Annotated in this window: 23 protein-coding genes; 6 read left to right on the forward strand and 17 right to left on the reverse strand. The window is 72.0% G+C overall.

Annotation, left to right across the window (positions count from 1 at the left end):
- The first annotated feature begins 108 nt into the window (after positions 1–108).
- The 4 genes from L3i22_RS45890 to L3i22_RS45905 are packed head-to-tail and all read left to right on the forward strand — an operon-like array spanning position 109 to position 8084.
- Positions 109–3225, forward strand: a complete 3117-nt coding sequence (locus L3i22_RS45890; protein WP_221323699.1) for a LuxR family transcriptional regulator — start codon at positions 109–111, stop codon at positions 3223–3225.
- Complete coding sequence (locus L3i22_RS45895) at positions 3222–4412, forward strand: alpha/beta hydrolase fold domain-containing protein (RefSeq protein ID WP_221323700.1); 1191 nt, start codon at positions 3222–3224, stop codon at positions 4410–4412. The genes L3i22_RS45890 and L3i22_RS45895 overlap by 4 nt, the downstream gene beginning before the upstream one ends.
- On the forward strand, positions 4409–7129 hold the full coding sequence (locus tag L3i22_RS45900) for a LuxR C-terminal-related transcriptional regulator (protein ID WP_221323701.1): 2721 nt from the start codon (positions 4409–4411) through the stop codon (positions 7127–7129). The genes L3i22_RS45895 and L3i22_RS45900 overlap by 4 nt, the downstream gene beginning before the upstream one ends.
- Positions 7130–7133: 4 nt before the next feature.
- Entirely contained in the window at positions 7134–8084 is a 951-nt protein-coding gene (locus tag L3i22_RS45905; RefSeq protein ID WP_221323702.1) for an alpha/beta hydrolase, read from the forward strand.
- 15 nt (positions 8085–8099) lie between these two features.
- Here L3i22_RS45905 and L3i22_RS45910 read toward each other — a convergent pair whose 3' ends face one another.
- From L3i22_RS45910 to L3i22_RS45945, 8 genes are all read right to left on the reverse strand, one after another.
- Positions 8100–9197, reverse strand: a complete 1098-nt coding sequence (locus tag L3i22_RS45910) for an acyltransferase (protein ID WP_221323703.1) — start codon at positions 9195–9197, stop codon at positions 8100–8102.
- Between the two features lie 125 nt (positions 9198–9322).
- Positions 9323–10363, reverse strand: a complete 1041-nt coding sequence (locus tag L3i22_RS45915; RefSeq protein WP_221323704.1) for a hypothetical protein — start codon at positions 10361–10363, stop codon at positions 9323–9325.
- Between the two features lie 35 nt (positions 10364–10398).
- Positions 10399–10833, reverse strand: a complete 435-nt coding sequence (locus L3i22_RS45920) for a hypothetical protein (RefSeq protein WP_255657655.1) — start codon at positions 10831–10833, stop codon at positions 10399–10401.
- Entirely contained in the window at positions 10826–12064 is a 1239-nt protein-coding gene (locus tag L3i22_RS45925; RefSeq protein ID WP_221323705.1) for a hypothetical protein, read from the reverse strand. The genes L3i22_RS45920 and L3i22_RS45925 overlap by 8 nt, the downstream gene beginning before the upstream one ends.
- Positions 12065–12157: 93 nt before the next feature.
- Complete coding sequence (locus L3i22_RS45930; protein ID WP_221323706.1) at positions 12158–12409, reverse strand: hypothetical protein; 252 nt, start codon at positions 12407–12409, stop codon at positions 12158–12160.
- A gap of 36 nt (positions 12410–12445) precedes the next feature.
- Positions 12446–12820: a hypothetical protein gene (locus L3i22_RS45935; RefSeq protein ID WP_221323707.1), complete on the reverse strand. Its 375-nt coding sequence runs from the start codon at positions 12818–12820 to the stop codon at positions 12446–12448.
- Positions 12820–13701 (reverse strand): class I SAM-dependent methyltransferase, encoded by an 882-nt coding sequence (locus tag L3i22_RS45940; protein WP_221323708.1) that lies wholly within the window; start codon positions 13699–13701, stop codon positions 12820–12822. Before L3i22_RS45940 ends, L3i22_RS45935 begins: the two co-directional genes overlap by 1 nt.
- Complete coding sequence (locus L3i22_RS45945) at positions 13701–13994, reverse strand: hypothetical protein (RefSeq protein WP_221323709.1); 294 nt, start codon at positions 13992–13994, stop codon at positions 13701–13703. Before L3i22_RS45945 ends, L3i22_RS45940 begins: the two co-directional genes overlap by 1 nt.
- Before the next feature lie 65 nt (positions 13995–14059).
- Here L3i22_RS45945 and L3i22_RS45950 point away from each other — a divergent pair, with 65 nt between their 5' ends.
- Positions 14060–14695 carry a TetR/AcrR family transcriptional regulator gene (locus L3i22_RS45950; RefSeq protein ID WP_221323710.1) on the forward strand — a complete coding sequence of 212 codons (636 nt, stop codon included), beginning with the start codon at positions 14060–14062 and terminating at the stop codon, positions 14693–14695.
- A 26-nt stretch (positions 14696–14721) separates the two neighbouring features.
- Here L3i22_RS45950 and L3i22_RS45955 read toward each other — a convergent pair whose 3' ends face one another.
- Positions 14722–14946, reverse strand: coding sequence for a hypothetical protein (locus L3i22_RS45955; RefSeq protein WP_221323711.1), 225 nt, complete (start codon positions 14944–14946; stop codon positions 14722–14724).
- A 209-nt stretch (positions 14947–15155) separates the two neighbouring features.
- Here L3i22_RS45955 and L3i22_RS45960 point away from each other — a divergent pair, with 209 nt between their 5' ends.
- Positions 15156–15368 carry a hypothetical protein gene (locus L3i22_RS45960; protein ID WP_221323712.1) on the forward strand — a complete coding sequence of 71 codons (213 nt, stop codon included), beginning with the start codon at positions 15156–15158 and terminating at the stop codon, positions 15366–15368.
- 3 nt (positions 15369–15371) lie between these two features.
- On the opposite strand, the gene L3i22_RS45965 is transcribed toward L3i22_RS45960, so the two are convergent.
- From L3i22_RS45965 to dpgA, 8 genes are read right to left on the reverse strand one after another with little or no spacing between them, the layout of a single operon-like run.
- Positions 15372–16328 carry a LysR family transcriptional regulator ArgP gene (locus L3i22_RS45965; protein ID WP_221323713.1) on the reverse strand — a complete coding sequence of 319 codons (957 nt, stop codon included), beginning with the start codon at positions 16326–16328 and terminating at the stop codon, positions 15372–15374.
- Positions 16329–16335: 7 nt separating this feature from the next.
- Positions 16336–17481 (reverse strand): glycine amidinotransferase, encoded by a 1146-nt coding sequence (locus L3i22_RS45970; RefSeq protein WP_221323714.1) that lies wholly within the window; start codon positions 17479–17481, stop codon positions 16336–16338.
- Positions 17482–17499: 18 nt separating this feature from the next.
- Positions 17500–17694: a ferredoxin gene (locus L3i22_RS45975; RefSeq protein ID WP_221330472.1), complete on the reverse strand. Its 195-nt coding sequence runs from the start codon at positions 17692–17694 to the stop codon at positions 17500–17502.
- An 11-nt stretch (positions 17695–17705) separates the two neighbouring features.
- The gene (locus tag L3i22_RS45980) at positions 17706–18896 is read right to left on the reverse strand and encodes a cytochrome P450 (RefSeq protein WP_221323715.1); all 1191 of its coding nucleotides are present in this window, start codon (positions 18894–18896) and stop codon (positions 17706–17708) included.
- A 3-nt stretch (positions 18897–18899) separates the two neighbouring features.
- Positions 18900–20180: a PLP-dependent aminotransferase family protein gene (locus L3i22_RS45985; protein WP_221323716.1), complete on the reverse strand. Its 1281-nt coding sequence runs from the start codon at positions 20178–20180 to the stop codon at positions 18900–18902.
- On the reverse strand, positions 20177–21514 hold the full coding sequence (gene dpgC, locus L3i22_RS45990; protein WP_221323717.1) for a (3,5-dihydroxyphenyl)acetyl-CoA 1,2-dioxygenase DpgC: 1338 nt from the start codon (positions 21512–21514) through the stop codon (positions 20177–20179). The genes L3i22_RS45985 and dpgC overlap by 4 nt, the downstream gene beginning before the upstream one ends.
- A complete protein-coding gene (gene dpgB, locus L3i22_RS45995; RefSeq protein WP_221323718.1) occupies positions 21511–22230 on the reverse strand; it encodes an enoyl-CoA-hydratase DpgB in 720 nt (239 codons plus the stop codon). The genes dpgC and dpgB overlap by 4 nt, the downstream gene beginning before the upstream one ends.
- Before the next feature lie 48 nt (positions 22231–22278).
- Complete coding sequence (gene dpgA / locus L3i22_RS46000) at positions 22279–23376, reverse strand: 3,5-dihydroxyphenylacetyl-CoA synthase DpgA (RefSeq protein WP_221323719.1); 1098 nt, start codon at positions 23374–23376, stop codon at positions 22279–22281.
- Between the last annotated feature and the right edge of the window lie 118 nt (positions 23377–23494).

Raw genomic sequence — 23494 nt, forward strand, 5'->3', positions numbered from 1 at the left:
TGCTCCGGGGCCTGGACGGCGGCGCGATGCGGATCACTGCGGCTTGGGATGGGCTCCGGGCGCGGGCAGACTGGGGCGCGGAAGACGGGGCCGGCCTGGGGGAATGCGATGGAACTCGACTCGGGCTCGCCCGGTCCGGTGGGCCGGGGGCAGGTGTGGGGCGAGCTGACCGCGCTGCTCGACCGGGATCGGCCGGAGCCGGCCGGGGTGCTGCTGGTCGGCGCGGCCGGCATCGGCAAGACGACGCTGGTGGAGCGGTTCGTGGCGCGGGCGCGGCAGCTCGGGTTCCCGGTGGCGCGGGCCACCGGTGAGGCCGGCGCCGAGCCGTACGCCGTGCTCCGGGCGCTGTTCGCGGGCGCCGACCCCGGCGCGCTCCCGGCCGGTCAGCAGCGGGCCCTCCGCGCCGCCCTCACCGACGACGGGACACCGGTGGACCTGCTGGCGTTGCGGGCCGCGGTGTGCGCGATGTGCGCGCTGCTGGCCGGCGAGCTTCCGCTGGTGCTGGTGGTGGACGACGTCGACCGCAGCGACCCGCCCACCCTGGACCTGCTGCTCACGGTGGCCTCGGTGCTCACCTGGCGGCAGGTGCCGGTGATCGCGGTGTTCGCCAGCCGGACCGAGCGGGTGCCGGTCGAGCTCGCCGACCTGCTGCGGCAGATCCCGGTGCCGCCGCTCGCCGAACGGGACGCGGAGATCCTGCTCGATCGGGTCGGCGCGCCCACCGGCTCGGCCCGCCTGGAGATCCTGCGCCGGGCGGCCGGCAATCCGCTCGCCCTGCTCGAGTACGGCGCCTGGACCCTCGCCCCGCGCGAGCGCGACGCCGGGAACCTCACCCCGCGCGAGCGCGACCCCGAGAACCTCACCCCGCGCGAGCACGACCCCGAGAACCTCACCCCGCGCGAGCGCGACGCCGAGAACCTCACCCCGCGCGAAGGCGGCGCCGGGAACCTCGTCGCGCGCGAAGGCGGCGCGTGGACCTCCGACGACCCGGGGAGTGTCGCGCAGGTCTTCGCCCGCCGGATCCGGGCGCTGCCGGAGGTCTCCCGGCGGGCGCTGACCCTGGCCGCCGCCGGGGAGCGGAACGTCGCCGTGCTGGCCCGGGCCGACCCGGCGCTGACCCCGGCCGCGTGGCCGCCCGCCGAGGAGGCCGGGCTGGTCACGGTCGCGGACGCGGTGGTGCGGTTCCGGCATCCGCTGGTCGAGTTCGCGGTCCTGGACCAGGCCGGGGCGGGCGCCCGGCGCCGGGCCCACCGGCTGCTGGCGGAGGCCACCGCCGACCCGCGCCGGGCGCTGTGGCATCGCGCCGAGGCGGCCGGCGGCATCGACCCGGAGCTGGCCGGCGAACTGATCGCCGCGGCCCGCACGCTCGACGGCGCCGCCGCGGTGACCGCGATCGGCCTGCTCGAACAGGCCGGCGAGCTGCTCCCGCCCGGGGACCGTGCGCCGGTGCTGCTGGAGGCGTCGGTGCACGCGGCCGCGGTCGGCCGGATCCGCTGGGCCAGCGACATCGCCACCCGGGCCCGCGCCATCCTCAACCCGGACCCCGCCGACCTCGACCCGGACCCCGCCCAGGCCCACGCCGACCTGGACCTGAACCCCACCCAGGCCGGCCTGGACTTGGACTTGGACTTGGACTTGGACCCCACCGTGGCTCCCGCCGACCCCGCCGACCCCGCCCCGGCTCCCGCCGACCCCGCCCCGGCTCGCGCCGACTCCGCTCTGGCTCGCGCCGGCCTGGGCTCGGACTCCGCGGCGGACCTGGCTCTGCGGGCGCAGCTGGATGCCTTCGCCTCCTGGATTCTGACCATGCGGGGGCGGGTCGACGACGCGGCCGTGGTGCTCACCGCGAGCATCGCCGCCGGGGCGACCGGGTTCCTGGAGACCGCCGCGCTGCCGGCGTTCCTGCTCGGGGACGGGCCGCTGAGCGACGCGCTGCGCGCCGCCCGACCGGCGACGCTCTTCCCGCGGGCGGCGGTGATGCCCGACGAGGACGTGCGGACGGCGATCCTGGCCGTGCCGGAGCCGGCTACGCCGGACGAGTTCGGGCCGGCCGCGGTGGCGGGCGCCGGGGCGATGCTGATCGACGAGCCCGAGCACGCGTTGCGCCTGCTCGGGCCGGCGACCCGGGCGGTGGTCGGTGGGACGGCGGCCGGCGCGTACCTCACCGCGCCGCTCGCCGCGTGCTGGGCGCTGATCGACACCGGGCGCTGGGTGGAGGCGGAGCAGTCGCTGGTTCCGTTGCTCGCGTCGCCGGTGATGGCCGAGGCGACGATGGTCCGGAGCGGCGCCGCGGCCCAACTCGCGGTGATCGAATCCGGGCGCGGCCTCACCGAGGAGCCCGCTGATCTGATCGGTTCCGGTCGCGGGCTCTCCGGGGAGTCCGTGGGCCTGATCGGTTCCGGGCGCGGACACTCCGGGGAGTCCGTGGGCCTGATCGGTTCCGGTCGCGGGCTCTCCGGCGGGTTCGCGGGGCCGAGCCGGGGGCCCGGGGTGGAACCGGCGGAGCCGGCGCTGGCGTTGCGGTGGCGGTGGGCGCGGGGCGTTGGCGCGCTGGCGGTCGGGGAGCATGCGGAGGCGTATCGGTTGCTCCACGCCGCGGCGGAAATCGCGCATCCGTGGCGGGTGCTGGTCCTACCGGATCTGATCACGGCCGCCGGGCATGCCGGGCGGGCGGCCGAGGGGCGGGAGATCTACGGGCGGGTGCTGCGCACGTACCGTAAATCGTGGTTGAGCGACCGCAAGCGAGGCCGCCTCGCCGCCGCCGGCGCCCTCCTGATCGCGGAGCCCGGCCGCTCGGCGGAGGAGCTCGCCGCGGTCGTCGAGGCGGCCGGTGCGCAGCGGTGGCCGTTCGAGCGGGCGGTCCTCGCGGTCGAGCTCGCCGATCGCCTGCGGCGCGCACAGCAACCGGCTCGGGCCAAGGATGTGCTGGTCCGAGCGTTGGACACGTTCGAGCGGCTGCGTGCCGCGGCCTGGACGGGCCGAGTGCACGCGGACCTCCGGATCGCCGTGCCGGCCACCGCGAGCACGCTGACCGCCCAGCAGGACCAGATCGTCCGCCTCGCCGCGCAGGGGCTGAGCAACCGCGAGATCGGCGAGCGGCTCTTCCTGTCGCCGCGGACCGTCGGCTCGCACCTGTACCGGCTCTTTCCGCAACTCGGCGTCACCAACCGCACCCAGCTCGGCGAAGTGGTCGACCGGCTCTCCCCCGCGAAGGACGCGCAGTGACCGAATTGGACGATGCCGCCCGGCGGCTGGCGGAGGGCGCGGCGCACCCGCCGTACCTGTACGCGATGGGGCCCGGCGACGCGCGCCTCGCGCTCGGCCTGATGCAGGCCCCGCCGGAGCTCCCGGCCGGTCTCGAGCATCGAACCGTCGAGATCAAAAGCGGTCCGGTCCATCTGCTGATCCCGCCGGGCGCGGTCGCCGCGCCGATCATTCTGTACGTCCACGGCGGCGGCTGGGTCCTCGGCGACTGGTCCACGCATCATCGGCTGGCCGTCGCGCTGTCCCGGGGCACCGGCGCGGTCGTCGTGATGCCGGAGTACGCGCGGGTGCCCGAGGCGCGCTATCCGGTGGCGATCGAGCAGCTCGTGGCGGTGCTCGCGGCGATCCGGGACGGCTCGCTGGAGGTGCCCGGCGATCGGCGCCGGATCGCGCTGGCCGGCGACTGCGCCGGGGCGACCCTGGCGCTGTCCCTCGCCATCCGCGACCGGGACCGGTCCCCCACCACCCGCGACCTGGCTCTCGCCACCCGCGACCGGGATTCCGCCGCCCACGACCCGGCCTCCACCACCCGCGACCGGGATTCCGCCGCCCACGACCCGGCCTCCACCACCCGCGACCCAGCACTCGCCACCCGCGACCGGGGTTCCGAGCCGGCCGATCGGCGTGCCGGGCGTGGGCCAAGTGATCCGCGGTCCGACGGGGATCTCGGGCCGGCGGCCGCGCTGGTCGCTCAGGTGTTGCTCTATCCGATCGGGCGGCCGGGCGCGGATGATCCGTCGGCGATCGAGTTCGCCACCGGGGCCGGGCTGCGGCTGGCCGACGTGCGCCGGATCTGCCGGGAGTACGCGCCGCGCGGCGAGGCCGGTGCCGATCCGCTGGCGGCGACGGAGCTGGCCGGGCTTCCGGCGACGCTGTTGATCACCGCGGAGGCGGATGTGACCCGGGATCGGGCCGAGGACTTCGGGAATCGGCTGCGGGCCGCCGGGGTGCCGGTGGTCGGTAGTCGCTATCTCGGGACGGTCCACGACTTCGCGGTGCTGGACAGTCTGCGGTGGACGCCGGCCGCGCGGGCCGCGGTCACCCAGGTCACGGACTATCTGCGGGCCGCTTTCACGGCCGCCGGTGGAGCCGCTCCAAGCGAATACGAAATATCCGAAATGGACGCGGCCGGGGCGGAATGGGCGTGACGCTGGTCGGGCGGGAGTCGCAGCTGGCGGCGATCGCCGCGGGCTTGCGGGACGGCCGGTCGGTTCGGGTGGTCGGTGAGCGGGGTACCGGACGGTCCGCGCTGCTCGCCGAGGCTGCCGGGCGGTATGCGGCCACCGGTGCGACGGTGCTCGCGGTTCGGGCTCTGCCCGGGGACGACGGCCTGCCCGGGGCGGGGCTGCAGCGGCTGCTCACGCCGGTGCAGGCCGAGGCCGGGGCGTTGCCGGCGGCGGCCGCGGCGGCGTTCGCCCGGCTCTTCGGGGCGGATCCGCCCGAGGTGGCGCCGCTTCCGCTGGCCGCCGCGGTCGCGCTGCTCGCCGAGGAGCTGGCCGCCCGTGGCCGATGGCTGTGGTGCGCTGACGATCTGGATCGGCTGGACGCGCTCTCGCGTACCGTAATCGTCTCGCAAACCCACCTCCCGGTCCTCGCCGCGACGCTGCCGCAACCCACCGCCCACCTCGCGGATGAGGTTCGGATGGGGCGGCTGAGCCGGGGTGAGGCCGAGCGGGTGCTCGGGGCGCTGCCCGGGGTTCGGGCGCATCCGGGGGCGCGGTTGGTGCTCGCGCAGGCGGCCGGGAATCCGCTCGCGCTCACCGAACTGGCCCGCCATCTGCCGCCGCCGGCCGAGATCAGCCCGACCGCCACCGAGCTGCCGGTTCCGCCGCGGCTCCGGCACGCCCTGGCCCCGGCCGTCGACGACCTGGACGAGCCGCAGCTGAGGGCCGCCGTGCTGGCCGCGCTCGCCGCCGAGACGCCCGGGCCGTGCACCGCCTCGGCGCTCGATGCCGCGGTCGATCGTGCACTGTGGACCGGGCTGATCGATCTCGGTCTGCTGCGGCCGGGGCGGGCTCGCCGGTTCCGGCATCCGGTCGCGCGGGCGGCGGTGCTGGACCGGGCCGGCTCGGCCCGGTGCCGCGAGGCCCGCCACGAACTGGCCGCCCTGCTCAAACCCGCCGGTGACGAGACCACCCAGCGCCTCGCCGCCGGCGGCGCGGCGGCCCCACACGTCGCCGCTGGCGGTGCGGCGGCCCTACACGTCGCCGCCGGCGGTGCGGCGGCCCGGACTCTCGCACCGGCCGAAGCGGGCGGCGGCGCGGCGGCGCGGAATCTCGCACGGGCCGAGGCGGGCGGCGGCGCGGCCGCCCGGAATCTCGCGCACGCCGGAGCGGACGATGGCGCGGCGGCCTGGCATCTCGGGCGGGGTGCGGCCGAGCCCGACGAAGGGCTGGCCACAACGCTGGAACGGACCGGCGCCGACCTGGCCCGGACCGGGCGGGTGCGGGCCGCCGCCTACGCCCTGGCCCTGGCCGCCGACCGCACCCCGGACCCCACCCTGGCCCGCACCCGCCGCCTGCGGGCCGCGCACCACGCCCGGCTCGCCGGCGAGCCCGCCTGGGAGGCCCAGCTCGGCATCTCCCTGGAGAACCTCGGCCAGCAACTGCGGATCGCCTGGCTGCGCGGCGACACCGCGATCCGGGTCGAGGAGCCGCCGGCCGGGCTGATGGCCGTCTGGGCGCGCGCCGTGCTGGACGACACCGACCCGGGCGGCGACGTCCAGCGGCTGATCAACGAGCAGCCAAGACACCACGAGCGGATGGCTCCGGACGAGCGGGCCATCGTCCTGGGCACGATCGCCGCGACCCGGCACGAGACCGCGCCGGCCGTCCGGCACCTGACCCGGGCCGCCGCCTCGGCCCCGCCGGGCGGGCTGGTCCGGCCGATCGCACTGGGCGCGCTGGCCTGGGCATACTTCGACGGCGGCGACCTGGACGCGGCGCGGGACGCCGCCGAGCGGACGTTGCGGGCCGCCGACGCCGACCGGCACGGGGAGGCCACTTCGGACACCCGGGCCGGGGCGCTGGCCACGCTCGCCGCGGTGGCCGTGCTGCGCGACGAGCCGGACGCCGCCGACCGGCTCGGCGACGCCCGCGACGCGCTGCGGCCCGGGCACCACGCCCTGCACGAGCTGCGACTGGATCGCGCGCAGGGGCTGATCGCCGGGATCCGCGGGGAGCACGCGCTGGCGTTCCACCGGCTGCGCCGGCACTACGGGGAGGACGGCCGGCCGGTGCACCACCGGATCTCCGACCTGTGCCTGGCGGATCTGGCCCGGGTTCGGGCGGCGGATGACCGTACCGAAGCAATTGAAGATCTTGTCGAAGCGGCCTCGAGCCGGGTGCGAACCTTGCGCTCCGCCCGCCTGGCCGCGGTCTGGCATCGCGCGAAAGCGCTGCTGGCGGGCCCGGATCCGGCGGCGGAGTCGTATTTCCGGCTGGCGCTGGCCGACCCGGGAACCGATCAGTGGGCGTTCGAGCGGGCCCTGACCCGGATGGACTACGCGATCTGGCTGCGCCGGCGGCAGCGCCCGGCCGAGTCGCGGCCGTTGCTGAGCGCCGCGCGGGACGTGTTCGCCGCGGCCGGGCTGGCGGCCTGGCGGGAGCGGGCCGAGACGGAACTGGCGGCGGCCGGGCGCGGCGAGCGGCGGGACGGGCTCACGCCGCAGCAGCGACAGGTCGTCACGCTGGCCGCGCAGGGGCTGACCAACGCGCAGATCGGCGCGCGGCTGGGCCTGTCGGCGCGGACCGTAGGCACGCATCTGAGCCGGGCCTACCCGATCCTGGGAGTGACTCGGCGGTCGCAACTTTCCGGGATGCAGTCATTCGACAGACGACGCGCGGACGGAAATTCGGGAGCCTGAGGTCATGAGCTATCCGAAACCGGTTCTGGAGCCCGCCGCCGAACAGTTCGCGCGGGACACGGCGCATCCGTTCGAGGGCGAGCCGGAACGGCTGCGCAAGGCGCTCGAGGCCGCGCAGACCAGGGACGACGTTCCGCTGCCCGAGGCGGCGATCGAGGAGCTCACGATCACCGGCGGTCCGTCCGGCCGGATCCGGATCCGGATCGTTCGCCCACCGGAAACCCAGGATCAAATTCCGGCGATTCTGTACGCCCATGGCGGCGGCTGGGTCGTCGGCGACGCCATCACCCACGAGCGCCTCACCCGGGAACTGGCCGTGCGATCCGGCGCCGCCGTGGTGTCCGTCGAGTACAGCCGCGCGCCGGAGGCCCGCTACCCGATCGCGGTCGAGGAGGTCTACGCGACGCTGGAGTGGGTGGCCGTGCACGGCGCCGGGCACGGCCTGGACCCGTGCCGGATCGCGATCGCCGGCGACTCGGCCGGCGGGAACCTGGCCGCGGCCGTGACGATCATGGCGAAACAGCGGTCCGGGCCGACGCTGGCCGCACAGGTACTGTTCTACCCGGTGACCGACGCGAGCTTCGACACCGACTCGTACCACCAGTTCGCCGAGGGTTTCTGGCTGCGGCGGGAGATGATGCCGTGGTTCTGGGACCAGTACGCGCCGGACGTGCCGGCCCGCGCCGAGATCACCGCGTCGCCGTTGCGGGCGACCGCCGAGCAGCTCGCCGGGCTGCCGCCGGCGCTGATCATCGTCGCCGAGGCGGACGTGCTGCGGGACGAGGGCGAGGCGTACGCGGCCAAGCTGCGCGCCGCCGGCGTTCCGGTCACCGCGGTGCGCTACCAGGGGATGATCCACGACTTCGTGATGCTGGACGCGCTGCGGGAGACGCATGCGGCGAAGGCCGCCACCTCGCAGGCGGCGGCCTTCCTCAAGGACCAGCTCTTCAGTTGACGCCGTTTTTGGGGGTCATCGGCCGGCCATCGCGGACGCCCGGTAGACCGTTCCGGCGCCGGCGGGCGGCGCCTGCTCCCGGACCGGGCGGCTCGGCCACGGCAGGAACCGCAGCCGCCGGCGGGCGGCCAGATCCTCCACCCAACCGAAGATCAGGACGGCGTTGACCAGCAACGCGAGCGCGATCGTCACGTAGCCCACCTCGAAGAACCTGCCGAACCGCCACACCTCCAGCGCGTCCCCGATCGGGTAGCAGAGCGCGATCGCCACGTTGTTCCAGAGGTAGATCGTGACCGCCCGGGCGTTGATCAGCGACACCCAGCTGTCCAGCCCGGTCCGCTTGATCAGCCACTCCATCCGCGGCCGCCACCGCAGCAGGACCAGGACGAAACCGGCGTTGTAGACGGCGTACGCCACCGGCAGATACTTGATCCCGCCGGCGTCCGGATGCGCCCAGCTCCAGGCCAGCCCACCGGTCACGCAGGCCGCGCCCAGAATCGCGATCAGCAGCCCCGGAATGCGCCGCAGAGTGCCGTCCCGATGCGCGAACCCGAGCATCCAGCACGCCGCGAAAGTCAGAACATCAGTGCCGACCTCCTGTACGGCGGCGACCGGCACCAGCGGCATCGCGGCGAGCGCCACCATCGGCGCGAGAATCGTCACCAGCCGGGCCCGGCGATACAGCCACAACAGCACCGGCGACAGCGCGACCAGCCACAGATAGGTGACCAGGTACCACAACACCTCGGCGGCCTGATCCCCGAACGTGCTGGCCGGCGGATCCGCGAACGGCACGATCCACGCGACCAGATGCCACAGCGGCGGCCGCTGCTCCCAGCCGACCAGGAACATCGCCGGCACCACCACCGCGCCGAGCACCCAGAGCGCCGGCAGCAGGCGCCGGACCCGCCCGTAGAGGACCCGCCCGGCACCCTGCCGCATCAGCGAGTTCGCCATCAGCGACCCGCCGAGCGCGAACATCACACCCATCGAAGGAAAGGCCAGTTCCAGTACGGCGAACGGGAACATGTGGAACACCGACACCCGGATGATCGCCAGCACTCGCAGCAGATCGAAATACCGATCCCGTCCCGTTGTCTCTGCCTCAGCCACCAGCTCCTCCAACGCTCGCGCAAAGCGGCTGCTCAGCCGCCCGCTCAAGCTAAGGCGCGAGCTTTTGGAGGCGCTGTGGCCGCCCTGTCAGCCACTCACAGCCAGCCACCCACCCCGGCCCACTGCTACCGCGCGGGACGCATGTTCCTGACAAGCTCCCCCGCCGTGGCGTCGGCGAGGGCCGGCCGCTCCAGGGAGAACGGCCCAGAGGCGTTGGCCAGCACAGCGTCCCGCCGAAGTTTCTCCACGACCTGGGTGATGGCACGCAGGGCGTTGGCCACCTGTTGTTCCTGCGCGTAGGTGTCCCGCTCCAGCGCGCTCATCGCGATGGTGATCTTCGCGCAGATGTCAGCCGTGGTGCGCCCTTCGATCGGAAAGCTGCTGATGGGCAGGTTCGTCTTGTCCGGGACGAGTCCCTGAGCGACGGTTCCGCCCGCGTCCAGCAGCAACGAACCCAGGATTCCCAATCCATGAGCGAAAGGTCCGAGTGTGGTGCCGGCCGCCACCGCGACGATGGTGGCCCACTTGGCGTTCTCCGCCTTCTGTTCCGCGGCCAGATTCCGGGTCGCGAAGATCGAGGCGTCGAGCAGATCGAGCGCGGACTGCCGCCGCCGGATGTAGATGACCTTGTTGCAGGTCAGTTGCTCCTGGACCAGTTGGGCGAGGTTGCGCTGGCTGGGCAGCAGCGTCTCCAGCGGGGTCACGAAGTGGTCGATGAAATTCTCGGCGAACGCGCCGGTCCATCCGGTGGTCATCTCGGCCCGGACGCTGTTGACCCGGGTGAGACCGGGACTGGCGCCGGTCCAGTCGTTCGCCGAATCGACCCTCCCGTCGAACCAGCCCTGGATGGTTCCCAGCATGTCGACGGCGGGATTGATGTCGTCCGGATCGGGCGTCAGGAAGGTCTCGAAGGCCGGCACGACCCAGTCGAAGTAGTCCGCCAGGCCGCCGAGGAACGTCTCGGCCTCTTGCCGGTAGGACAGCGACCCGGCCATCAACTCCGGATGTCTCCGGGTCACTCCCTCGTCGATCGCCCGCTCCCGGGAGTACTGGTCCTTCAGCGTCTGCTGAATCAGCGCGTCGCGGAGTTCGGCCGCTTTCTCCGTCAAGATCGACGCGTACGTTCCACCGGCGAGGTTCGCCGGGGTCGTGGCCAGGTTGCTCATGATCGTCTCACCCCTGCCGGTCGTCAGGACGGAGCTCAGGAGCCCCAGGGCGTGCCGGGATAGTCCGCGGCCCAGGGAGACGGCGGGTTGACCACCGGGTCGTCCGGGTCGTGCTCGGCGGGATCGCGCAGGTAGTCGTTCAGCAGGTCGGCGTTACCCCGGTCGACCTCCTCGAAGGCGTGGGCGGCCGCCATCACGCCATCGCCGGTGTCGAGGATCGTGGTGCCGATCTGCTCCATCATCAGTTGCATCTCCAGGCACAGCTCCGACCAGGCGGACCCGACCGAGCTGGTCATGAAGCCCGATCCGGGATAGGCGGCCTCATTCGCCCGGAAGGCCCGGCCGGTGCTGCCGCTGCCGTTGCCACCGAGCAGCCGGTTGGCGTCGTAGAACACATCGGCGACTCGGGGCAGATGCACCTGAGCGACGCGCCAGAGCACGAACAGGTCACCTCCGGTGACGTCAGCCATGATCGATCCCTCCCACCCCGGCCTGGTACGACGGGGCGCGACGCCGCCGGATCCACCAGCCCGCGGTGACCACGGCGACGAGGAGCATCGCGCCGGCGGCGTAGGGCCACCACTCGGTCCGGTCCGGTGCGGGCTCGGCGGCGACCGGGGCGACCCGGGCTGCCAGGACGCGGCTGTTCCGGTTGTCGGACAGGTAGACCGGGCCGTTCGGGGCGGATGCGGCCGCGGCCCAGAGGATGCTCCGGTCCGTGTCGGGAAGCGGCCCGACGGCCCGCACCCGGTGGTCCGGGGTCAGCCGCCGGATGGCTTTCGCCCCGTAGTCGAGGATGTACACGCCGTCGCGGCCGGCGGAGACGGTCGTGAACGAGGCCAGCGGCTTGTCGTTCTGCTGCTCCGCGGTCACCACCAGTTCCCACGTGCCGTCGACCGGCTCCCGGACCGGCGCCAGCGTGCCACTGTGGACCCGCATCAGGGACGAGGCGCTGCTGATCCACAGGTCGCCGGCGGCGTCGACCGTGATGCCGGTGACCGGACCGATCTGCGTCTCGGTGGCCGGCCCGCTCGAACCCGCGACTCCCCCGCCCACACCACCGGCGGCGATCCGCACCGAGCCGTCCGGGGCGAGCGCGAAGACCAGGTAGTTCGTCCGATCGGCGACGTACAGCGTGCCGTCCGGTCCGACTGCCAGCCCGGTAGGCGCGCCCATCGGGGCCGGCAGCACGCCTCGCCCGGTGCTCTGATCCGCCCGCACCGACAGGGTGCCGTCCGGGGCGAGCGCGTACACCCGGATCGTGCCGGCGTCGCCGATGAAGAGCGTGCCGTCCGGTCCTACCGCCAATTCACCGGGGTCGCCGAAGGCCACGTCCGTTCCCTTGACCTTGCCGTTCGGAGCCGGTGCGTTCGTACCGTCCTGCCCGGTCCCCGCGACCGTGCGGAGGATGCCGTCGGCGCCGACCGCTCGAACCCGGCGGCTGCCGCTGTCGGCGAGATACACCGTGCCGTCCGGCGCCACGGCGATGCCGGTGACGTTGTTCAGTGGGCTCTCGGCGGCGGGAGCGCCGTCCTTCGCCGGCCCCTGCTCACCGATCCCGGCCAGCACCGTGATGCCCTCGCCGAGGGAGGGGCCGGACGATGGCGCGGCCGCGGCCGGCGACGTCATCCCCGCCACGAACACGAGCGCGGCCGCGAACGACGCCGCCCGCCGCGCCACGACCGGTCTTCTGGACTTCATGCTCTATCGATACGCCGACACCGGCCGACCCGGTTCACCGACCCGGCCCGATGGCACATGGGGATTTCTCCGGGTCGGGACCGTCCACAGAGCTCAGGTACTCCGCTTCTTGTTCACGATGAGGTTGTAGAACCAACGGCACGCCTCATCCTCATTGGCGAACTCCTCGTCGGGCCACTCCTGGCCTCGCTCCCAGGTTCGCAGGGACCATCCGCCGTTCCCGGCCGGACCCAGAATCCAGCCGCCCTCGATGAGGCCGCCATCGGCCGCCACTCCCTCGATGCGGTAGGTCGCCCTGTCTACGCCGGCCGCGCGCAGCCTGGCATCGAGTTCATTCGCATTCATCAGTACTCCACACGGGGGACGAACGGGCTGCCCTGATCAGAACGAACTGAAGCTTTCCACGTCGATCAAGGTGAGGATCTCGGTGCGGACGGCCGGGCACGTCTTCTTCGTGGCGGTGTCCAGGGTGGCGCCGTTCTCCGGCTTGCCGTGCTTCTCGAAGAACGTGGCGATCCCGCCGGCCAGGTTGGCGTGCCGGCCGACCGGGCTGCCGATGGCCTTGAGGGCCGGGATCTCGCCCTTCAGATACGCGCAGACGTCCGTCGCGTCGTAGGCGCCGCCCGCCGCCGCGGCCGGCTCGCCCTTCGCGGGCGCTGGGCCGTCGGCGGCCGGGGTGGTCTCGTCGGTGGTGCCGCAGGCGGCCAGGGCCAGCACCGCCGTGGCCGACAGGGCGATCAGGAACGGTCTGGTCATCATGCCTCTTCCAGGTTGTTCGTCGTCGTGCGGGCGGTGATCAGCCACAGTCCGGTCGGCAGGCGATAACCGCTGCCGGGGGTACGGAATCGTTCGAGCAGCCGGGCCGCGCCGGCGCGGGCGTTCTGCTGGCCGGCCGGGGTGGCGTCGCGGTAGGCCGCACCGGCGGGACCGATCTCGATGAGCCATTCGGTGACCGCCGGCGGGTCGTCCGGGGCGGCGAGCGTGACGTCGTACGGCTGAATCTCGATCTCGGCGAAGCCGGCCTCGGTGAGCAGGCCGGTGACCCGGACCGGGTCGGCGAACGCGAAGGGGCCCGGCTCGGCACCGATCGGCAGCGGCGGCAACGGCCCGAGGTGTGGCGCCGCGCCGAGCATCGCCGCCGGCAGCCAGGGGTTCACCCGGCCGTCGCGGAAGACCGTCGCCGCCAGCCGGGCGCCGGCCCGCATCGACCGCCGGATCGTGGTCAGGCCGGCGACCGGATCGGCGAGCAGCATCAAGGTCATCCGGGAGTAGACGGCGTCGAACGGCGCTCCGGGCACGGTGCCGAGCGTCTCGACGTCACCGGCGACGAACCGTGGCCCCGCGCCGCCCGGCCCGGTGAACCGGGCGCGGGCCGCCGCCACCATCTCCTCGGCGAGGTCGAGACCGACCACGGCGCCCAGCGGCGCGACGGCCCGGGCGATCTCGGCGCTCGTGCCGCCGCACCCGCAGCCGACGTCCAGCACCCGCTCGCCGGGGCGGGGTCGCAGCCGGTCGAGCGCCACGGCGCCCAGCGGCCGGCCGAGCTCGTCGTGCCGGTCCGCCTGGTTGACCCAGCCGGGCGCCGCCCGGGCCCAGAACGAGGCGTTGCGGGCGCGCAGGGTGGCGGCGTCCGCCATCAGAACGGCATCTCGGCGCCGTCGACGCTGGCCGAGCGGAAGGAGGCGGCCTTCGCCGGGTCGAAGCCCTGCTCCTGGGCGGCCAGGCCGGCGGCCCGGACCAGGCGCTCGGACTGGAACCGGCGGAACGCGGCCTCGTCGGCCCAGATGTTGATGATCCGCCAGCCCTCGTCGGAGGGGCCGGACACGTGCGCCAGCAGGCCCGGCGGCCGGTCCGGGCCGAGGTGCTTCTCGACCTGCCGGTATTCCTGCTCGCTGACTCCGGGCATGTCTTGAACAACGCCGTACGGCATGGCCGTCCCCCTGATCCCTAGTCGATAGAGTTAAGCTCTATCGAATATTCCACTACGCTTTCCACGTGACTGTCAACCGGCCGTACGTCTCGCCCCGGCGTCAGGAACAGGCCCGGCAGACCCGGCGGGCGATCCTCGACGCGGCCGCCAAGCTGTTCGTGGATCCGGGCTACGCCGCGACGCCGCTGACCGCCGTCGCCGCCGAGGCCGGCGTCGCCGTGCAGACCGTGTACGCGGTGTTCGGCAACAAACGCCAGTTGCTCTCCGACCTGGTCGACGTCACCCTGGTCGGCGACGACGAGCAGGTGGCGATGGCGAACCGGTCGTTCGTCGCCGACATCCGCACGCTGACCGGCCTGCGGGCCAAGCTCACCCGGTACGCCCGGCACCTCGCCGAGACGCACGGCCGCCAGGTGCACGTGATGCTCGCGCTGGCCGGCGCGGCGACCGCGGACGCCGACGCCGCGGCGATCTGGCGCAAGAACCTCGACGACCGGCGCGTCGGCATGCTGATGTTCGCGACCGACCTCGCGGCCGGCGGCGAGGTCGTGGTCAGCCAGGAGCGGGCCGCCGACGTGCTGTGGCTCGCGCAGGACGTCCGCAACTACGACTGGCTGGTGCGCGAGCGCGGGTGGCCGGTCGAGCGGTTCGAGCGGTGGTTCGTGGACAGCGTCGCCGCCCTGCTCACCGCGCCGGACTGACCGACCGTCAGGCGCGCATCCCGCTGTCATCGTGCGATGTCCGACGACCAGTTCGATGCCGGAAACGGGCGGCCGTCCTGGCTGTGATCGGGAACGCACTCCGCGAACGCTACGTCTTCCCCGACGTCGTGCCCGCGATCCTCGACAACCTCGAGACCGGGCATCGCGCCGGACGGTACGACCTGGACGATCCGGGCGTCTTCGCCGAGGTGGTCGGCGCGGACATGCGCGGAGCAGCCGACGACAAGCACCTCAATCTGCGGTTCGACCCCGCCGGGAACGCGACCTACGCAAGCCGGGCCGACACGACGACGGTCTCGACTCGCTCGCCCGCCGCCAGTCGATCCGGATCCATCACCGACTCGTCGAGCAACGCATCCTCGACGGCAACGTCCGGTATCTACGGATCACCGACTTCGACTGGGTCCCCGGCGAGACCGAGGCCGCCCACGCGACCGCGTTGCGCCGGTTGATCGCCGCCGCACCGACCGGCGACCTGCGCGCCGAGCACGCCTGGGCGGTGGTCGCGGTGGACGCCCGGCGGCAGCCACCGCCACCGCCGGATCCTGCGGTTGTCGCCTCATATCTCGGTCGCTACGACACCGCCGAGGTCTGCCTCCGCGACGGCGAACTGTGGCTCATCCGGCCCCAGACGTATCGTCGCGCCGCCTGACCATCAGCCAATCACCAGGGCGGCCGACGCGGCCCTCTTCACCGTCTCGGTGAGCAGTTCCAGCAGCTTGGAGTCCAGCCGCCAGTGCTGCCAGTAGAGCGGTATGTCGAGGTGCCGCCCAGGCGCTACCTCGCGGTACTCGCCCGAATCGAGGTAGCCACGAGCCAGTGTCTCGGGCACCACCGCCCAGCCCAGGCCCAGCCGGACCGCCTCGTTGAACGCGGACACGGACGGCACGTAGTGGGTCGGCATGTGTGCCGGGCCATCACCGAGCGAACGCACGAAGCGATGCTGCAGGGTGTCCTTACGGTCGAAGGCGACGACCGGCGCCCGGGCCAGAGCCTTGGCCAGGCCGTTCGGGTCCACCACGTCGTTCGTGCCATCCAGGTGTCGCACCACGAACTCCGGCGCCGAGACCGCCACGTAACGCATGGCGCCCAGCGGCTCGATCCGGCAGCCCTGGACGACGACCCGCTCGGCGGTTACCGCTGCCATCACTGAGCCGTTGCGCAGCAGTTCCACCGTATGGTCCTGGTCGTCCTGGCGGATGTCGAAGGCCAGCAGCGGCACCCGGCCGTTCCGGGACTCCTCGGCCATCGACGCCAGCGCGGGCAGGAACCAGGTGGCGAGCGAGTCGGCATTGACCACGACCGCCACCCGGACCACCCCGTCGTCCTCCTCGCCGCCGTCCGGGTAGGCGGCAAGGTTGCGCGCATTGTGCAGCGCCTCCCGTTCCAGCAGGGACATCTGCTCGACGAAACGGAGTAGTGACTGGCCGGCCTCGGTGGCGTGACACGGCTTCGCCCGTTGGATCAGAACTTGTCCGACGGCCCGTTCCAACGCTTTGATCCGCTGGCTGACCGATGACGGTGTCACGTTCAGCAACCGGGCCGCCGCCTCGAAGCTGCCTTCGCCGACCACGGTGGCAAAGGTGGTGAGCTGTGTCGAGTCCAAGTTCATCGGGCACCTACAGGTAGTTCTCGGCGGCGCCGGTGCGCACCGTGTCGAGGGTGAAGCAGTGGAACCCGCCGCCGAACAGACGCCGGTGCCGGTGCCGGACCGGGACGACGGTGAAATGGTGCTGTTCGAGCGTGTGGATCAGGGTCTTACAGGCGTCGTTGACCAGCACGGTGTTCTCGTCGATCGACAACAGATTCAGGTCGATGTAAGGGCTCGCCGGAATCGGGTTGCCGTCCTCGTACTGCGGATAGTCGTGGATCTCCGGGGTCGGCGAGACGATGGTGTCCCACGAGCGCAGTTTCTCGGGCAGGAAGTCAAGCACCCGCTCGGAGCGGATCAGCAGGGTTCCCGGACGCAACGGTATGACCACGCTGTCGATGTGGCTCTGGGTCAGCCGGTGCATCCGGTGCACCCGGAACCGGCCCTGGAGGTGCCGTTCGAGCCAATCGCAGGCCAGCGCGTGATTGGCGTTGGAGATGTTGACGATCAGGTCGCGGCCGAGGCGCAGGCAGTTCGCGCCGTCGATCATGATCTCGACGCCGACGTCGTACGGGGAGGCTTGCGGGTCCTGCGGCGCCTCGATGTTGGGCGCCGCGTTCGGCAGGTTGTCCGGGTCGAACGAGGAGTCGGTCATCATCGGGCGTGGCATGGTGGTCCAGCGTGCGCCCTGGTCGAAATAGTTCATGAAGATCGGCTTGAGGAACTGCGTCTCGAAATAGCGCGCACGCAGCGTCGGTGGCGTCTCGATGATCTCGTCGCCCAGGATGAGTGTGTTGTCGCGGACGTTCAGCGGCGGTGTGACCGGCGCCGACCAGCCCGGCGCGGTGACCTCGCCGAGCGACGGAGGCAGCGCCATCGGGCGGTGGACCGTCACGCCTAGCTGCGCGATCTGCGTACCCAGGCCCTCGATGTCCTCGACAAGTTCATCGAGGAACCGCTCCTTCAGGGCGAGTTTGGCCGGCTCGTTGCGGTGGTCCCGGTCCGCGCTCGGCCGCCAATCGGTGATGCTGGGGTAGTAGCCGCGGGCACCGGTCAGGTTGTCGCTGATGAACATGTCGAACGACAGGTCGCGCAGACGCTGCGCGTAGTCGGTCGCCGAGCCGAGGATGACCTCTTTGAGCGGCGTGAAGTCGTCGTAGCTGTTGAGGCGCATGAGGGTCGGAACTCCTGTCTATCGGTCGGTCGGGGTGATGGCGCGCACCGGGCATCGACTCGCGGCGTCGCGCACTTCGTCGTGGAGTTCGGGCGGCGCGGTGGTGGCCAGCAGCAGCACGACTCCGTCGTCGTCCTGGTCGAAGATCTCCGGCACCGTCAGAGCGCACTGGCCCGACCCGATGCAGAGATCCACGTCGACGTCCACCCGCATGGAGCCGGCGCTCACCAGGTCACCGGCAGACGGTGTACGCCGTAGACGCTCATGTCGGACGACAGCGGCACCTCGTCAGACGGCACGGCGAGGGCCAGCCCCGGGAACCGGCGGAACAGGGCCGGCAGCGCGGCACGCAGCTCCATCCGGACCAGGTTCTGACCCAGGCACTGGTGGATGCCGTATCCGAAGGCCATGTGACCGGTGCTCCGGCGCTCGATGTCCAGCCGGTCAGGGTGGTCGGCGAACCAGGCGGGATCGCGGTTGGCCGCCGGCAGCGAGACGGTGATCGACTCGCCGGCCCTCAGCAGGTGCCCGCCGAATTCGACGTCCTCCAGGGGCGTACGCGGAACGCCGAAGTGGAACACGGACAGGTACCGCATCAGCTCCTCGACCGCGTTGTCGATCAGGCCGGGGTCGGCGGTCAGCTTCGCGAGCTGGTCCGGGTGCGACAGCAGCGCAAACGTGCTGAGCGCCAGCGAGCTGGAGGTGGACTCGTGGCCGGCGGTGAGCAGCAACACGCCGACCCCGGCGATCTCCTCCCGGTCGAGGGTGCCGTCCTCGGCGAGCATGGCGAGCAGCCCGTCGCGATCGCCGCCGGGTCCGGACAGCACGCGCAGCAGCTCGTACAGCCGATCCATCGCGGCCGACGCCTCGTCAGCGGTCACCCGCAGGCTGAACAGCGTCTCGCTGTTCTGCTGGAACTCGGCACGTTTCTCGTACGGAACCCCGAGGATCTCGCAGATCATGATCGACGGCACCGGCAACGCGAACAATTCGACCAAGTCGACCGGTGGGCCCTTGCGGGCCATCGTACTGAGCAAATCGTCGATCACGACGTCGAGCCGCGGCCGCAGGTCCCGCATACGCCGGGCGGTGAACTTGCCGGCCAGCTGCTGGCGGATCCGGGTGTGCTCGGGCGCGTCCATGTCGACCAGCCAGCCGGGCAGTGCCGGCGCACCATAGAACGGATCGGCGCCCGGGCGCGACACCGGCGGCCGTTTGAACTCCGACCGCGCGCTGAACCGGCCGTCGCTCAGCATCGCGCGGGCCAGTTCGTGGCTCGTGATCAGCCAGCCGGCGTGCCCGTCCGGGTAGGCCATCCGACGGATCGGCTCGGTCTCGCGATAGCGGCCCAGCTCCAGCGGCGGATCGAACGGGTTGGGCCGCGTGACGGGGTGCGGCGTGAGATCGCTGGCCATCTGTCAGAGTCCTTCCTGGAGGAACGCGGCGAGCCTTGCCGCGCCTTCGTCGATCTGTTCGGCGTCGAGGTAACTGCAGGACAAGCGCAGCTGACGGTCCCCCGCACCGGTCGGATAGAACTGCGCCATCGGAGTCCACAGGACACCGAACTCGGCCGCGGACCGCTCCAGCAACGCGAGAGTGACCGGCACCGGCAGATGGACGCGGACGAAGAAGCCCCCGTCCGGCCGGTTCCACCGCACTCCGGCCCGTGGCGACGGACCGAGCCAGGTGTCCAGGGCCCGCAGCAGGTGGTCCAGGTTCTGCTGGTAGCGGACCGCCCGGCGCCGGGCCGGGACGGCGAGCGAGCCGCCGTTGGCCAGCAGAATCCCGCCGATCACCGCTTGGGCGATAGGCGCGGTGTTCACCGTGACCACGGACTTGAGCGCCGCGAGGTCGTCGGCGAGCAGCCGGTCGCCGCCCGACGGATGGGCCGCCACCCGCTGGTCGGCGACGACGAACCCGACCCGAGCGCCGGGAAAGCAGACCTTGGCGAAAGTACCGATGTGCACCACCCGCCGGGACCGGTCGAGTGCCTTCAGCACCGGTCGCTCCTGCCCGGGAGCGGCGGTGAAACCGTAGGTGTTGTCCTCGATCACGAGGAAGTCGTGCTCCTCGGCCAGTTCGAGCAGCCGGTGGCGGCTCGCGACCGACATCCGGCCGCCACCCGGGTTGGCGAAGTCCGGGGCCACGTAGAAGGCCCTGATCCGCCGACCGGCCGTGCACGCCTTCGCGAGCGCGTCGAGGTCCGGGCCGTCCGCCGTCTCCTCGATGCCGACGACCGGGATGTCCAGCATCCGGGCCGCTCCGAGGATGCCGACGAAGGACGGGTCGGCCACCGCCAGCAGATCGTCACCCGGGGTGTAGAGCGCCCGCAGCGTCAGCAGCATCGCCTCCTGCGCGCCCACGGTGATGACGAGCGCCTCGGGCAAGGTGTGGATGCCGGCGTCCCGGCGGAGCAGATCGGCCACCAGATCGTTGATCAGGCCGCGGCTCGGCCCGTACTCGAACAGCCGGCGCCGGGCAGCATCCGGTGCGAGCCCGCGATCGGTCTCCAGGTGGCGGAGGTACCGATCGAGGTGACCGGCCACGTCGACATCGTCGTAGAACTCCGGGTGCGGCGCGCCCGGCGCGAACGAGATCGCCTCGGGATAGCGGCCCATCACCTCGTTCAAGAAGCCGATCGAGCCGAGCAGCGGATCCCGGAGCGAACCGTGCAGGTCGGTGAGCCTCTGCCCGGTCATCGTCCGGTGTCCTTGGATTCGGCCGGCGAGCGGCGCCGCTCGACCTTGGCCAGCACATCCGGGCTGTACGCCCGGATCGACTGGGCGACGGCGAACTCGGCCAGGTACTGCCGGTACAGCTCGACCGGTTCCTCGGCCAGAGTCAGCATCCGCCGGTTGGCCGTGATCCCGGGAGCGGCCAACGACGCGGCGGCCCGGGCGATCGCGGCGTCCATCTCGTCCGGCCTCACCACTTCGTCGCAGACGGCGGCCGCCTCCGGTGTGCCGGCCTCGAGGCGCTCGCCGCCCAGGATGATCCGCCGGGCCAGGCGGGTACCGGTGGCGCGGGTGAGGCGGAGGTTACCGAGCCCCGGCACGATGCCCTCGTCGGCCGCGGGCAGGCTGAAGAACGACCCGGTCTCCGCGATCACCCGGTCGAGCACCAACAGCAGCTGCATCCCGCCACCGATGGCGAACGAGTCGACCGCGCCGATCCACGGCTTGGCCACGGTCCGGTCGGACCAGGTCACGGCGGCCGGCTCGACCAGGAGCCCTCGTACGATCTTGTGCAGGTATCCGAGCTCGCGACCCATCAGGAAATCGACGAAGGAGATCCGGCCGTCGCGCAGGTGCTTGAGGTTGATACCCGCGCTGAAGACCCGGCGTCCGGCATACCGCGGATGCTCCACCGAACCGCCGCGGAGCACGCCGACCCGGGTCCGCTCGTCGAGCAGGACCAGGTCGACCGCCGTCTCCAGGTCAGCGATGAGCCGGCCGTCCTCGGCGTTGAGCGCGTGGCCGTTGTGGAAGGTCACGTGGGCGGTGGCCCCCTGGCGCTCGACGCCGACCGAGGGCAGCCGGACCGAGCCGGTGGCCCGGAACTCGTCGCGCAGCCGGTCGGGAACGATCGGGCGCAGCATGGCGTCGATCAGGTGGCTGCCGGCCCGGGGCGAGCGGAGGACCGCCGAGCAGAACAGGGCCTGATCGATCTCGAGCCCGTCCCGCTCCGACTGGATCAGAGCGAGCTCGGCCGCCATTCTCCGCGGGCCGGGCACCACCCCGGGGAAGCGGTCGACGGCGGCCGTGAGCAGATCGGCAAGCCTCAGATGCCGGGTCCGCGCGCCGGTCAGCTCGTCGTAGACCCGGTCGACGTGCACGGTCAGGAAGGCGAGCCGTGCTTTCCGGGCAGCGGCCAGCAGGGTCTCAGCGGTCCGCTGTTCGTTGACGTCTCGGTCCGGCCGGCGGGGCAGCCGATCCAGGCCATCTTCGGCGGCCTTGACGTCTACGGCGAGCCGGGCCGCATCGTCGGCCAGATCGCCGGCCAGGCCGACGGAACCGGAGAACGCGGTGATCATGGTTGCGACACTTCGGGGGCGCGCTCGTCCACGCGGGCGCCGACCGCCCGCAGCCGGCGCAGCTCCCGGTCGCATGCGGCCAGGTGCGCGCCGAGTGCCTCCTCGTACTCCGCCGAGCCGGCCTCGAGCAGCAGCTGACGGCGCACGGTCAGCTCCTTGTCCGAGATCCGGCCGGTGAGCACAGCGGCGGTGTGCACGGCCTCGACGAGGTCCTCGGTGACCTGGTCGACGAGGCCAAGCTCGGTCGCCGTGGCCGCGGGGATGTCGACGCCCCACAGCACGATCTGGCGTGCGCGGGCCACGCCGAGGTGCTGGACGAGCCGGTACAGCGACATGCCCGGCCAGAAGTGGCCGTCGTTCACCGGCAACATGAGCTGCAGGTCGGTGCCACCGATCCGGAAGTCGGCGGCGAGCAGGACATCCAGAGTCGGGCCGCCGCAGGTGCCCGTCGCGACGGCGATGTTCACCGCGCTCAGCCGTTCCAGCCGGCGGACGGCTCGTTCCCACCGGTTGACCAGCCGGACGCTCACGTCGCCTGGCCACTCGCGACCGGTGGCCGACGTGCCGTACAGCCGGAGCACGACGACGGTTCGCTCCGTACCACCCTCGACCTGCGTGCAGACCTCGTTCAGCATCACGGTGAGGTCCTCGAGTGGGCGGGCGCAGTCGATGTCGACGGTGAGGGCCAAGCCGTCCACGACCGGCGCCAAATCCATATTGCTGATCATTAGTTGAGGTTTCCTTTCGTCACCGGGGGCATCGCGTTACCAACGGACCAGGGCCATCTCAATGGTCGAGCCGGGTCCCATGGTCATCAGCACGCCGTACTCGCCGGCCTGCGTACACCGCTCGGCACGTAGTCGTTCGTAGGAGAACAGGAAGGAACCGCTCGACACGTTGCCGTGATCACGCAGCACCCCGGTGGTGTGCCGGACGTCGTGCCGGCTCAGGCCCAGGTTGGCCCGCACCGAGTCGATGACTTTCTTGCCACCGGAATGGACGATCCAATGCGAGATGTCGTTGCGGTCCAGGCCGGTGCCCACGAGCAGCCGGCCGAGGGCGGTCTCGGCGTTGGCGCCGACGACGTAGGGCACTTCCTGGTCCAGGAAGAAGCTGAACTTGCCCTGTTCGTCGTCCCAGTCGTAGCGCATCGCATCGATTGCCTCGGTGATGATGCAACTGGAGAAGCGCAGCAGCTCCGGACCGGCGCCGCCGTCGTCTCCGCCGGCACGTACGCAGACAGCCGCCGAACCGTCGCCGAAGAGGCTGTTGACGACCGACGTCCGCATCGAGCCGTCGATGACGTACGCCGCGGAGCACACCTCGATGCACACCATCAGCGCGAGCTGACCCGGATGCGAGTGGGCCCACGAGGCGACGGCGGTGAGCCCGTTGAGTCCGGCATTGCACCCCATGCCGACCACGTCGAGCCGGGAGCAGTGCCGGTCGATGCCGAGGTCCTTGACCAGCAGGGCGGAGAAGCCCGGGGTGAGGAGCCCGGTGGTGGTGATGCAGCACAGATACCCGACGTCGGCCAGAGTCGCGCCGGCGTCAGCGAGGCCTTTCGCGATCGCCTCACGGGCCATCGCCATGCCGTGCGCAGTGTGCTTGCGCAGCAACTCACCCTGGGACTCGACCCGGTAAGCGCCCTCGGCGTCCTTGGGCGGGAGAACCAGGCCCCGACGCTCAATCGCGCTCTGCAGGAAGACCGACCGGATTCGGGGATCGTCGATCCGGAACTCGTCGAGCACCTCCTGCTGAGCGTACGACGTGGTCGGCACCGCGGTGCCGACCCCGGTGATCCGGGTGGAAGTGAGGAAACCAGGTGTCCCGCGTGTCTGGTCCCGTTCGTCGACCTGCATGCTGGTCCTCCGAAGTGGACAAAGTGCTGACAGTTTTTCGATGAAAGTTGGTTTGCAGCGTGATACGAACTTTCGGCGGTACTGCCGAAAGTTGGTTGCACCAAAGCCGGGTCACGCT

Origin of the sequence: Actinoplanes sp. L3-i22, from assembly GCF_019704555.1 — a bacterium.
In the GTDB taxonomy this organism is placed as follows: Bacteria; Actinomycetota; Actinomycetes; order Mycobacteriales; family Micromonosporaceae; genus Actinoplanes.